8 protein-coding genes are annotated in these 12,560 nt (G+C 51.6%); 4 read left to right on the top strand and 4 right to left on the bottom strand.

Annotation, left to right across the window (positions count from 1 at the left end; translation table 11 throughout):
• Window positions 1–81: 81 nt before the first annotated feature.
• The 3 genes from BUA40_RS07020 to BUA40_RS07010 all read right to left on the bottom strand — a co-directional run bounded on the left by BUA40_RS07020 (window position 82) and on the right by BUA40_RS07010 (window position 4,166).
• Window positions 82–2,061, bottom strand: coding sequence for a glycoside hydrolase family 9 protein (locus BUA40_RS07020; protein ID WP_072799928.1), 1,980 nt, complete (start codon window positions 2,059–2,061; stop codon window positions 82–84).
• 144 nt (window positions 2,062–2,205) lie between these two features.
• Entirely contained in the window at window positions 2,206–3,414 is a 1,209-nt protein-coding gene (locus tag BUA40_RS07015; protein ID WP_072799927.1) for an ABC transporter permease, read from the bottom strand.
• On the bottom strand, window positions 3,414–4,166 hold the full coding sequence (locus BUA40_RS07010; RefSeq protein ID WP_072799926.1) for an ABC transporter ATP-binding protein: 753 nt from the start codon (window positions 4,164–4,166) through the stop codon (window positions 3,414–3,416). Before BUA40_RS07010 ends, BUA40_RS07015 begins: the two co-directional genes overlap by 1 nt.
• 150 nt (window positions 4,167–4,316) lie before the next feature.
• On the opposite strand from BUA40_RS07010, the gene BUA40_RS14555 reads away from it, so the two are divergent.
• Window positions 4,317–6,683 (top strand): OmpA family protein, encoded by a 2,367-nt coding sequence (locus tag BUA40_RS14555; protein WP_072799925.1) that lies wholly within the window; start codon window positions 4,317–4,319, stop codon window positions 6,681–6,683.
• 57 nt (window positions 6,684–6,740) lie between these two features.
• Here BUA40_RS14555 and BUA40_RS07000 read toward each other — a convergent pair whose 3' ends face one another.
• On the bottom strand, window positions 6,741–7,154 hold the full coding sequence (locus tag BUA40_RS07000) for a GtrA family protein (RefSeq protein ID WP_072799924.1): 414 nt from the start codon (window positions 7,152–7,154) through the stop codon (window positions 6,741–6,743).
• Window positions 7,155–7,256: 102 nt separating this feature from the next.
• Here BUA40_RS07000 and BUA40_RS06995 point away from each other — a divergent pair, with 102 nt between their 5' ends.
• The 3 genes from BUA40_RS06995 (at window position 7,257) to BUA40_RS06985 (ending at window position 12,556) form a co-directional block, all read left to right on the top strand.
• A complete protein-coding gene (locus BUA40_RS06995; protein WP_072799923.1) occupies window positions 7,257–8,744 on the top strand; it encodes an acetyl-CoA hydrolase/transferase C-terminal domain-containing protein in 1,488 nt (495 codons plus the stop codon).
• A 141-nt stretch (window positions 8,745–8,885) separates the two neighbouring features.
• On the top strand, window positions 8,886–11,306 hold the full coding sequence (locus tag BUA40_RS06990; protein WP_072799922.1) for a histidine phosphatase family protein: 2,421 nt from the start codon (window positions 8,886–8,888) through the stop codon (window positions 11,304–11,306).
• Between the two features lie 23 nt (window positions 11,307–11,329).
• Complete coding sequence (locus tag BUA40_RS06985; RefSeq protein WP_083585322.1) at window positions 11,330–12,556, top strand: phosphoglycerate mutase family protein; 1,227 nt, start codon at window positions 11,330–11,332, stop codon at window positions 12,554–12,556.
• Window positions 12,557–12,560 lie beyond the last annotated feature (4 nt).

Raw genomic sequence — 12,560 nt, 5'->3', positions numbered from 1 at the left:
GGCTATACTGTTGCTTCCTTTGCCGGGAAGGGGTGAATAAAAACGGCGAACCTCCTTATCCTGCGCTCGCGAAGTGACTTTTTAAGGGTCAACTAGGTAGTTCAGCTGGTTGATTCCGAGCTGGCGCATTTCACTAGCCTTAAGACCTGTGCTAGCCAAAGTCGGGAGCGTAATGCCCTGCTTTTCGATATCGGCAGCGACATCGGCGTAGGCAAGTACTTCAAAGATATTTCCGACTTGATAATGGTTGAAAATCCAGGCTTGGTCTGTCTGCATGGTGTACCAGGTCGGGTCATACTTGATCGTATTGTTTTTGTAGCCAACGTCACCAGTCGGGAGAACGATCGATGCTGTACCTTCGCTTACATCGCCTAGATTGTAAATCATGTCGGCAAGGCAGTCTTCGATAGCGGCTAAGCGTTCTTCTTCAGAAAGCCCGTAATCGGTTGTAGCCTTGGTCTTGTCTGCTAGAATCAACTTGTACAAGGCGTACAGAGCGTAGGTGTGTGCATTTGCCCAGCCGGTGTTCTTGGCGCTTTTTAACATGCCTTTTTCGGTGGTAGAGAACCAGCCGCCTTCAAAGTATCCTGCTCCGGTACCAGTAGCTTGGCTTTTGAAGAGATCCTTTGCGCGGATCATGTCGTCGGCGTATTCTTTTTTGCCGGTAGCGTAAAGGAGTGCGACCGAGGCGAGAGCCAAGTCGTCTTCGAATTCGTTGTTGCCGTTGTAGGCGCTGGAGTAGAATGTGGGCGCTTTATTGTTCTTGAAGGGCTTGCCGTTGTCGTATGAGTCTTTGCCTTGAGCGAGGCTCTTGGCGAAGTCATACATCTTTTCGGCGACCGTCAAGCAGGCTTTTGCGAAATCTTTGTCATAGGTGGCGTATTCTTTACTTAAAATGGCAAGACCGGCAGCGATTTCGCCAGAAATGTTGGAACCGAGTTCGCCGAGTCGCACATCTCGTTCGGCGGGGCCTCCGCGATTTTCTACGTTCAAATAGTCTTGAGCTTCCGGGCGTCCCCACCAGCCATGATCGCTACCAAAGTTTCCTATGGAAACCGGCATATCGTCAATGACTCCGTTGGCAAATTTGTAAGCCTTCAAGAAAAAGTCTGCACCGTGTGCGGCCTCGCGCAAGACGTCGGGAATTCCGTCGGTCTTTACAAATTCACCTTGATTGTAGGCGTAGTGGTCGACATCTTTAGCGGGGTTGGTGGCAGACATCACCGCCAAAGCCATAAAGGCGAACGCCTGTGTCTGGGATTCCTTCAGGTGGTCGCCTGCATCGTACCAGCCGCCTTCCAGAGCGCCTTCTTTCGAAGCGAGTTCCGGGGTGACATTGATGAGGTCGTTTACCACCTTGCCTGCACCGTCTTTCACGTGGCTCGGACCGTGGAACCACGATTCGGAATTACCGCTACGCTGGATACCTAAGAACTTGAGGGAGGCATCCTTTGCCATGGTGTAAACGTCGTCGCTGATAATAAAGGTGCTCGAAATATCGTCGCCTACCTTGATGCGCAAGCGCTTGTCGGTAGGTACACTTTGCGGAATTTTACCGACAAAGATTTTGCCGGAAGGTCCGGTAATTTCAACCTTGTAACGTTGCTTGTCGTTTGTCGCGTTGTCCGTGCCGGCGATAATGGTCCAGTCGCTTTGGGTTACGGTTTCGCTTTCAGTAAAGGTTCCGGTCACCTTGGTGCTCAGTGACTTACCGTCAATATCCACGACTTCGAATTCGGTAGCCTTGGAGCCTACATAGTAGAACTGGCGTTCCGTATCGTTCTTCAGGTAACCTGCCTGGTTCACGCGGATCGGCGAAATTTTGGAGTTAATGGCGTCGTAGTAGGCCTGGTCCAAGACGTTAGGCAACAGGGCGCCCGCCTTGAAGCTTTCGGGAGTGGCGGGAATGTTCAAGACGTTGTGTTTCTTCGTAACCGTCGTGTCGAAATTCTCGAAAACCTTCGCATCCCAGCTCAAAGGCCAAGTCGGTCGAATCAGGTCGTATGGGGTGGTGGCGGCAAAAGCTGTAGAAGCAGAAAGTGCTGCCAGGGTAGATGCCATAACCCCTGCATGTTTTTTTAGACGCATAAGTCCTCCATATATTATGGAGGAAATATAGCACCGTTTTTAAAACTCTGCAAGCAAAATGTAAGATTCTGTAGTTTGAATCACATACTATTGATTGCGGTTGCGTTATTTTGCATTTTATTCGAACCTTAAGGCTTCAATCGGGTCAAGTCGGCTTGCCTTGCGGGCGGGGTACCAGCCAAAAAATACGCCTGTTGCAAAGCATACGGCAAAACTCACGATCACGCTGGTAACAGACACGCTCATGGGCATGTTGAAGGCGATTTTCACGATTTCGGAGGCGGCAATGCCGAGTGCTATCCCGATAATGCCCCCGAGTAGGCTGATAATCACCGATTCAAACAAAAACTGAAACATAATGTCCTTACCGCGGGCACCGATAGCCATACGCAGGCCAATTTCTTTGGTGCGTTCCGTGACAGAAACATACATGATGTTCATGATACCGATACCGCCTACAAACAAACTAATACCTGCGATAATCGTGAGCACCAGAGAAATCATGTCAGACGTACTCGTGATGGTCTGAATCATTTCTTCTTGCGTAAACACGCGGAACGGGTCGGTGGGCTTTGTCCAGCCGCGGCGTTCCTTTAAGATTCCCATGATTTCTTCGGTCGCCTTTTCGGCGTAGCCTTCGCCAATAGAATTTGCAAAAATCTGGCGGATATTTGTGGTGGCAGAAAACCTGCGCATCACCGTTTGGTAAGGCGTGAAAATCACGTCGTCGTTGTCTTGCCCGAAGTCGCCGGAGCCTTTCGCTTTCAAGGTGCCGATGACTTTCAGGGGAATGTTCTTGTAGCGAATGGTCTTGCCAATCGGGTCGCCTTCAGGGAACAGGTTCTTGACAACGGTTTGCCCGATCACACAGACTTTGGACATACGGTCCGTGACGTCGTCGAACATGACGCCGTCTTCGATTTCGTAGTTGCGAATCTTGAGGTAGTCGGCAGAAATGCCGCTCAAGGTCGTGGGGGAGTTGTTGTTGCCGACAATCGCCTGCCCGCCTACAGTCATCATCGGGGAAACGCCGTTGATGTAGGTAGCGTTTTCGCGGATAGCGATGATATCGGCTTCTTCGAGGAGTTCGCTGGTGGATTCCTGCTGCACGCCGCCGCGGCGGTCACGATTCGGCATGATAATGATGGCGTTCGAACCCATCGCAGTCATCTGTTCCTTGATAGAAATTCGGGAGCCTTCGCCCATGGCGACCATGGCAATCACCGCCGCGACGCCAATCACGATGCCGAGCACCGAAAGGAAGGTGCGCATGCGGTTACGGAGCAAAGCTTTGAGTGCAATTTTTATAAGAGTAAATGGTGACATTATTCCTCCTCAAACGTTTCCGGTGGAGGGAGGGCTTCGAAGGCTGCCTTGGCGTCTTGCACGGTTTCGTTCTTCACGTCTTTCTTAAGGAGCCCGTCACGCAGCGTAATGGTGCGCCCACTAAAGGTGGCGATGTCGGGTTCATGCGTCACGAAGGCGATGGTTTTTCCTTGGCGATTCAGCTCCTGGAAAATCATCATGATTTCGTAACTGGTGCGGGTATCCAAGTTTCCGGTGGCTTCGTCGGCGAGAATGATGACAGGATCGTTCACCAGGGCACGTGCAATGGCGACTCGCTGTTGCTGGCCGCCCGAAAGCTGGTTCGGCAAGTGGTTCATGCGGCTTTCGAGTCCGACCATTTTTAATGCCTCGATGGCACGGCGATGGCGTTCTGCGGCAGACACGCTGGAATTATATAACAGGGGGAGTTCTACATTTTCGATAGCTGTAGTGCGGCTGAGCAAATTGTAACTCTGGAAAACGAATCCGAGTTTCTTGCTGCGAATTTTGGCGAGCGCATCGCGCTTCAGTTTTTCGGTATGTTGTCCGTCTAGAATGTACTCGCCGGAGGTCGGCTTGTCCATGCAACCCAGAATATTCAGCATGGTCGACTTGCCGGAACCGCTGGTGCCCATGATGGTCACGAATTCACCGGGGTAGATGTCGAAAGAAACTCCGCGCAGCGCGTGGACCGTCTCGTCGCCCATTTTAAAGTCGCGGCGGATATTTTGTATAGATAAAATTGGGTCCATAATCGCTATTTTGATGTTTTATATAAACTTTTGGTTGCATTCTACATTTTTTAAACACTTTTTGGAGTGTGAGCGGCGTCACACTGGGCTTTAATTGGGCAAAAATACTACATTGAGAACAAAATGTAATAAAGACATGCGAGGGATACAATGAAAAAAGTCATTGCTTTATCACTAGTCGCTGGCGGTCTTGCCTTTGCCCAGTCTGGGCTTCAGGGTGGAACTTCCGGTATACATCAACACAACGCTTACACGTTGGGTCAGTGGGGTATTGAACTCGGTACGGGTGGAGATGTCTCTACGGATTCATGGTCTCAATCTCGTGGTGGCGTGATCAACCAGGGAAATAAGGAACGTTCTTTCCATGGTACGGCAGGTACTCTTTCGGGTAATGTCCATGCTGCAATTGGTCTGAAGGATTTCATTGACCTCGGTGTGGCTCTTCCGCTGTACTATGATCATGCCAACTTGAAGGGCGATGGCGAAGGCGATATCTGGAAGGCTAGCCGTGGCGACCTGAACGTTTGGTTGAAGGCCGGTCTCGTGGGCGATTCCAAGAGTTTCTTTGGCCTCGCTATCCAGGGTGATGTCTATTTCCCGACCGGTGATGAAAATGTGGGCATTCGTCCGCGTCATGCCTGGTACTTGAACGATGACGGTGGCAACACCAACCCGTATACCTCTAACGAAATTAACTTTGCCGGAACGGTGGTTCTCTCCTTGAACTTCGGTGCACTTGGTGTGCCGGTCTTGTGGAACACCCATGCAAGCTTTGTCTATGCCGACAAGGGTTCCAATACCTTGGTTTATGGCACGGGCTTGAACGTGATGCCGACCGACTGGTTGGATATCTTCACGGAATTCTCTGGCGAAATGCGTATCGAAGACGGTGCCTACCGTCGCGATCCGATGGACGACCCGATGCTCTTGACTCCTGGTCTCCGTTTCCACTTGCCGTGGCACATCGACCTCGCTTTGGGTGCCGATATTGCCATTCGTACCTTGGCTAACCTTGGCTACGATAGAGACGAAGAAATGAAGAATGTGCAGTACCAGACTGTCCGTCACAGCAGTTCTGAGGGTAACGTCAGCTACGGCTACGCCCCGACTCCGACGGTTGCTGTGACTGCATCCCTTACTTGGCGCTTTGGTGGCAATGTCAAGGACGTACAGACCGACAGCGATGCCGATGGCGTACCTGATGCCAAGGACCAGTGCGAAAAGACTCCGGCCGGTGCTGTGGTTGATTCCCTCGGTTGCCCGCAGGATTCCGACAAGGATGGCATTTTTGATGGTCTTGACAAGTGCCCGAATACTCGCGGTGGCGCAAGCGTTGATTCTCTCGGTTGCGAACCGGACTTCGACAAGGATGGCGTTCCTGATGCTCTCGACAAGTGCCCGAACACTGCCGAAGGCGTGAAGGCCGACGATGTGGGTTGCCCGAAGGATACTGACAAGGACGGCGTCTACGACGGTCTCGACAAGTGTGAAAATACGCCTGCTGGTCTCCCGGTTGACGAAACGGGTTGCCCGGCTGATGCTGACAAGGACGGCGTTGCCGACGCATTTGATAAGTGCCCGAACACTGCTGCTGGCCTCGCTGTTGACACCCTCGGCTGCCCGGCTGACGCCGACAAGGATGGCGTGCCCGATGCTTTGGACAAGTGCGCCAATACCCGCGAAGGTGCCCAGGTTAATGCCGAAGGTTGCGAAGGTGACTTCGACGGCGACGGAATTCCGGATGCCGCTGACCAGTGCCCGAACACCAAGCAGGGCGTAGCTGTTGATTCTACCGGTTGCCCGGCCGATGCCGACAAGGATGGCGTGCCTGATGCTTTGGACAAGTGCCCGGATACCAAGGCCGGCTTGAATGTTGACAATACCGGTTGCCCGCTCGACTTCGACAAGGACGGCGTACCTGATGGTATTGACCAGTGCCCGAATACTCAGGCTGGCGTGCCTGTTGATTCTCTGGGTTGCGCTGCTGACGCTGACAAGGATGGCGTGTACGACGGTCTCGACAAGTGCGCAGATACTCCGAAGGGTGCTGCCGTTGACACCGCTGGTTGCCCGGTCGACAGCGACAAGGACGGCGTGGCTGACTTCCTCGATAAGTGCCCGAACACCCTCGAAGGCGTGCGTATCGACAAGAAGGGTTGCCCGCTCAACAAGGCTGAAGACTTGGAACAGTTGAAGAAGGGTATCAACTTCCAGAGCGGCTCCAAGAAGCTCACCAAGGCAAGTTACAAGACCCTGAACAACATCGTGAAACTCATGAAGAAGTTCAGCACCGCCAATATCGAAGTCCAGGGTCATACCGACAATACGGGCTCCGAAGAAATCAACAAGCAGATCTCTCAGGATCGTGCCCAGGTGGTGGTGGATTACTTCATCCAGAACGGTATTTCTTCTGACCGCGTTCGCGCCGTGGGCTTCGGCTCCGACAAGCCGATCGCCGACAACAAGACGAAGAAGGGCCGCTCCAAGAACCGCCGTGTTGAACTCGTACCGTTCTAATCGGAATTCTTAAACCGAAATTAAAAACGCTCGCCAACGGCGAGCGTTTTTTTTGATTTATTTCTTAAAAACCCACTTTTTATAAAGCGTAAAGCTTGCAACGACGTATACGCCGTTCGCGACAATGTTTGCAAAGAATCCGGGCTTCATGAATTGTGAAATGAAGTCGGTAAACGGCTTGCACCAGGCGGTGTTCAAGGCGTAAACAGTCGCTTCGAGGGTGGCGAGGTTCAAGAGGTAGGCTGCCGCGAAAACGATAATGAACCGGATGACTTCGGTACGCTTGCGGTTATGGCTTTTGAAATTCCAGATTCGGTTCATCAGGTAACTGTTGATGGCGCCGAAAATGAACCCGAGAAAGTTGGAAAGTTCCAGGTTCCAGTCTAAAAGCTGGTGCATTACCCAGACCGATGCCAGGGTAATGAGGGTGTTCATGACGCCAATCAAGTTGTATTTGATGAAATGCTTCACGGACTGAAAATAAAAAAATGAATGGCCTTTGTTGCGTGTCTTCCCCGACTTGATCGGGGATCTCCTGTCTCAATTAAATAAAAAAGTATTTATTTTTTGCGCATGACTTGGATTAACGATAAGAAGTGCTCGGCGGCCGATGCCGCGGCAATGATTAACGATGGGGATGTGCTGGGAGTGTCTGGATTTACCTTGGCGGGTTACCCCAAGGAAGTGCCCACGGCTTTGGCCGCGCGTGCCGAAAAGTTACATGCCGCAGGCAAGCCTTTCAAGGTTACGCTTTTTTCGGGAGCTTCCACTGGCGACAGCTGCGACGGGGCTTTAGCTCGGGCGCAGGCGGTATCGCTCAGGATGCCTTACCAGAGCAATCCGAGTCTGCGTAAGGCGATTAACGCAGGCGAAATCAAGTATATCGACGCACACTTGGGCAAGATGGGTTACCTGGTGCGTACGGGGGCTTTGCCTGCCCCGACGGTCGCCATTGTCGAAGTTTCTGCCATTATGAGCGACGGTCGGGTATGTCTGTCGACATCGGGCGGAAATTCGGTCACTTACCTTGAGATGGCGCCGAAAATCATCTTGGAATTGAACACCCGCTTTGGCGATTCCTTTGTAGGAATCCACGATGTGGCGTTGCCCGAACTTCCGCCCCATGCAAAGCCGCTCGCCATTTACAGCGCCGGCGACCGCGTGGGTTCCGAATTCGTCAAGATCGACCCGAATAAGGTCGTTGCCATTGTCGAAACCTCTAGACTCGACGAAGTGAGCCCCTTTGTAGAACCGGATGAAATCTCGACCAACATCGGTCAGCGTATTTTGGACTTTATCAGCTTCGAAGAGAAAAAGGGCCGGCTTCCCAAGGGAATGGCCTTCCAGAGTGGCGTCGGCAAGGTGGCCAATGCGGTTCTGAACGCCATGTCCTGCGACGATCGCCTGGGCCAAATCGACCTGTATACCGAAGTGATTCAAGAGGCGGTGCTGCCGCTCCTTAAAAAGGGCAAACTCGGTGTCGCTTCGGGTACGGCTCTTACTTTGTCTGAAAACGCCCAGAAGGAATTCGTGGAAAACGCCAAGGACTGGAAAAAGCACCTGGTGCTTCGCCAGCAAGAAGTGAGCAACAGCCCCGACGTGATTCGTCGCGTGGGCGTGATATCCATGAACACGGCGCTTGAAGCCGACATTTTTGGAAATGTGAACAGCAGCCTTGTGACAGGCTCTTCGATGATGAACGGAATCGGTGGCTCGGCGGACTTTGCCCGCAACTGCTACTTGGGCTTTTTCTTGACGCCGTCGGTGGCCAAGAACGGTGCCATCAGTTCCATTGTGCCTTACGTGAGTCACGTGGACCAGACGGATCACGACACCATGGTCTTTGTGACGGAACAGGGACTTGCTGACTTGCGAGGCCTTTCGGCAGAAGACCGTGCAAGACTCATTATCAAGAATTGCGCCCATCCGGATTTCCGCGAACCGCTCACCGATTTCTTGGAATACAGCCTAAAGCACGCCAAGGCCGTTCATATGCCTCTTGCCCTTGATAGGGCATTCGAGATGCATTCTAGGTTCCTCGAAACCGGAAAAATGCGCTAAAAAGTTCCGTTTTTGCAGTTTTTTTGTGATTCTACTCATTGCCCCTGTTTTGGCGGGTGTCTTTGGTAGATTCTGTTGGCTTTTTCGTTGAAAATAAAGTAGTTTCTTGTTATATTGCGAATAATTTTAGGAACGACGAATATGAATCGCCTATTTTGGATTATAGTCTCTGCTTGGTTCGCCTTCTCTTTGCAGGCGTGTTCCGGTAGTTCGTCTTCTTCGAATGAAGAATATGATCCTGACGATGAATATGATGACGAATATGACGATCCTAATTCCAGCGGTAGTGGCTCCCATCGCGGGGATAAAAACTCTAGCGCTGTAGTCCAACGAGATTCTTTGGGCCGCCCCATTTCGAGTGCTGCGGATTCGGACAAACCGGGTGAATCGGGCAATCTGAGTGACCCAGACAATCCGAACACGTCGAGTTCCTCCACGGGTGCGGTTGTCGGTATTGAAGATCCGGTTATTGAAGATTCCACGGCTGTGGTCGATGTAGATGCCTTGCCGGAATGTACTGCCCAAAGCGAGGGCGAATCCTTCCTGGTCAAGAGCGAAAACGTTCTGTATTTCTGCCTGGCGGGCGAGTGGGTTCCTTCGGAAGAGGTCTCTCAGGCCACGGGAATTTCTTGCCGCGATGGCAAGATGTACACGGGTGTCGAAGATGAAGATGACGACAAGGGCTCAAGCTCGGGTGGTGGCACCTCGCCGTGGGGCTTTGGTGGCGGTAACACCGTCAATACAGCCGCCGTCGATACGGCAGAACCGCGCATTGTGGGGGCCCACTTGGTGGGCGTTGCCGAAAAGGGCCCGTTCCGCTACGGTACATCTATTAAGCTGATCGAACTTGACAGTACGCAACATTTGGCAGATTCCAAGCGTACCCACAAGACTTGTATTTTGAATGGCGATGGTAACTACAGCTTTGACAGCGTAGACTATGTGTCGCCCTATTTGCGTGTGAAGGCTAACGGCTATTTCCGCAGTGAACTGACGGGCGGGCTTTCTTCTAAGCCGGTGACTCTCGAAGCCGTGGTTGACGTGACCGAAAAAGATACGGTGAACGTGAATATCCTGACCCACATGGAAGCGGGTCGTGTGCTTAAGCTCGTGGAAAACAGCGGCAACAACCAGCCGATTCGCGCCGTCAAGGCTCAGGCCCTGCGTGAAATCCTTTCGAGCTTTGAAATCCAGTGGGATAAGTCTTCGGGCTCCAGTAGCACTGGTGGCGGAAACGGCGGTGGCTTTGGCGGCTGGAACTTTGGTGGGCAACAGCAGCAGACGCTCACGACCGATGGTCGTGCTGCCGAAGATATTGGACTTTTTGATGGTGACGAATACAGTGGCGCCTTGCTTGCCATTTCTATCATGATGCAGCGCAAGGGCTCGGGTTCCGAGATGACTTCTTATGCCGCGGGTATTGCCGACCGCATTAAGGGTAACGGCAACTGGGACGACAACAACGCCAAGGCTGACCTGGCAGACTGGCTCATGGTGCTCGATACCAGCGGTTCTTACGCAACGATTCGCAATAACATCGCCAGCTGGAATATGGGCGAGGTCCCCGACTTTGAAAAGCACCTGAAGCGTTTCTGGTCCAGAGCCTATAACTTTGGTGATTGCAATGCGCAGAAAGCCGATTCGGTATTTTGCATTTCGAACAGCCTGAGCGCCTATTTCTGCGGGGGCGGCTACGATCAGCCGGGTCCGACGGTCCGCTTTATCTGCGATGCCAATACACATGAATGGCGCGCCGCTACCGCTGTCGAAAAGGACACTTATGGTTACGGCAAGGGAGAATATCCGGGCCAAATCAAGAATGGCCGCGTCGATAAAGAAAAGTACTACGTTTACGACGATGAAAACAAGAAGTGGCGTGCCGCGACAAGCGACGACATTCAGGAATTCGAAGACATCGAAGATGTGTACAAGAGCCTGAAGTCGGGCGAAAAGGTCATCTTCTTCTTGCGCCACGCCAAGCGCGGCGATGACACCGGCAAGAACGGCCACTTGACCGACGATGGTAAGGCCCAGTCGAAGAGCGTGGGCGAAAAGTTCAAGGGCGAAGACATCTACTTTGCAAATTCGACTTATACTCGTAGCTTTGAAACCTGTGAAAACATCGCACTTGGTGCCGGTATGTCGGGCATTGAAAAGAATACTAACGAAAACCTTGACGGCGAATGGTACGTGAAGGACAACAGTAAGCTTGAACAGTACAAGAGCAACAATGGCGGCGGCTGGGTCGTGGCTTCGCAGTATGCGTACAAGGGCGACTACACTGACGCTTACTACGATCTTGAAGAATACAGCGAAAAGTATATTACCGAAGTAATCAAACCTGAATTTGCGAAAGTGAAGAAAGTGGGTGTGTTCATTTCGCATGACATGTTTGTGGTTCCGCTCACGGCGTACTTCACCGACAAGAAGGTGAACCTGCGCTACTTTGATACCAAACAATGGATCAACTACTTGGCGGGCCTTGCAATTATTATGGGAAGCGATGGAAAGATTCGTTATGTGCCCGTGAAAGGGTTGGAATCCGGCACGATGACGATGTAACTGTAGGTTAAAGAAGAGAGAAAATGAACCTAAAAAATTGGATGGGAGTAATGGGGGCAGCGCTACTGCTCCTTTGTGGTTGTGATGAAACAACGAGCGCAACCGATAATACAGAAACAGTTGTTCGAGATTCGGTGGTGGTGCGCGACAGCGTGCGCATCATCGATAGCGTAAGCGTTAGGGATAGCGTCAATGTAATTGATGTTGTCAACGTGATCGACAGTGTGAATGTTCTGGATAGCATTCATGTGGTCGATAGTCTGAATATTATCGACAGTGCCATCAACGTAATCGACAGTATTCATATCATAGACAGTGTCCATGTGATTGATTCCTTGTATATCAAGGATAGCGTGAACGTGATTGATTCGGTTGTTACGTACGGGCCGGAACATTATTTTGGCGAATGCAACACCCTGAATTCGGGCGTGATCAAGTCTGCGACCATTAACGGTGAACTTCGCGATTACATTTGCGACAAGAATACGCTTTTCTGGCGTCTTGCTAGCAAGTTCGATTGGAACCGCAAGTATATCGACGATTCTCATGTGGAAGACTTTACTCCGGTCCAGACGGTCGTCAAGAATTTGGCCGATACAGAAAAGTTGATTGTCATTTTGCGCCATGCCGAACGTGGCAGCGATTATTCTAGGACGGGCCCGCTGAATGAAAATGGCATAAGGCAGGCGTTTAAACTCGGGGAATCGCTCCAGAGAGATTCCATCAATCGTGATTCCGTTAAGGGCGATATCGAGGTGTATTACGGAGCGTCTGAATTTATTCGTGCGCACCAGACGAACAACAATATTGCCAAGGGCCGCGGCGAACTCGATACGCTTGCCGATACGATTCCGGCGCTGAACGACGATTGGTTCATAAAGAACGATTCCGCTTACAAGGACGTCCGCGATAAAAACGGGGGCGGCTGGAAGTTTACGGCGATGTGGGCGTACGAAGGCGGCTTTGCCGATGCCATGTATGACTTGGAAGAACGTAGCTCGGAACTTTTGGAAGAACATGTGATTCCCGCCTTTGAAAATTCGGGAAAGCAAGTAGGGTTCTTTGTGTCGCATGATTTGGTGATGATGCCTTTGGTGGTGTATGCTTCAGACCGAAAAATCGATTTGAAGTATCACTTGAATTCTACGAATCATTGGCTGAATTACCTCGGGGGAATCGCAATCGTATTCAAACCCGATGGAACCAGGGTGTTTTACGCGGTAAAGGGCCTTGATTCAGGGACAATGTAAAATG

This window comes from Fibrobacter sp. UWT2 (assembly GCF_900142545.1).
Lineage (GTDB): Bacteria > Fibrobacterota > Fibrobacteria > Fibrobacterales > Fibrobacteraceae > Fibrobacter.
The sequence above is the reverse complement of the archived record's forward strand: the minus strand, read 5'-3'. Positions and strand labels throughout refer to the sequence as shown.

What these genes read in the sequence shown, in the direction of transcription:
- BUA40_RS06985 (WP_083585322.1), top strand. Translation starts at nt 11,330, where the DNA reads ATGAACCTAAAAAATTGGATGGGAGTAATGGGGGCAGCGCTACTGCTC.
- BUA40_RS14555 (WP_072799925.1), top strand. Translation starts at nt 4,317, where the DNA reads ATGAAAAAAGTCATTGCTTTATCACTAGTCGCTGGCGGTCTTGCCTTT.
- BUA40_RS07010 (WP_072799926.1), bottom strand. Translation starts at nt 4,166, where the DNA reads ATGGACCCAATTTTATCTATACAAAATATCCGCCGCGACTTTAAAATG.
- BUA40_RS07015 (WP_072799927.1), bottom strand. Translation starts at nt 3,414, where the DNA reads ATGTCACCATTTACTCTTATAAAAATTGCACTCAAAGCTTTGCTCCGT.
- BUA40_RS07020 (WP_072799928.1), bottom strand. Translation starts at nt 2,061, where the DNA reads ATGGCATCTACCCTGGCAGCACTTTCTGCTTCTACAGCTTTTGCCGCC.
- BUA40_RS06990 (WP_072799922.1), top strand. Translation starts at nt 8,886, where the DNA reads ATGAATCGCCTATTTTGGATTATAGTCTCTGCTTGGTTCGCCTTCTCT.
- BUA40_RS06995 (WP_072799923.1), top strand. Translation starts at nt 7,257, where the DNA reads ATGACTTGGATTAACGATAAGAAGTGCTCGGCGGCCGATGCCGCGGCA.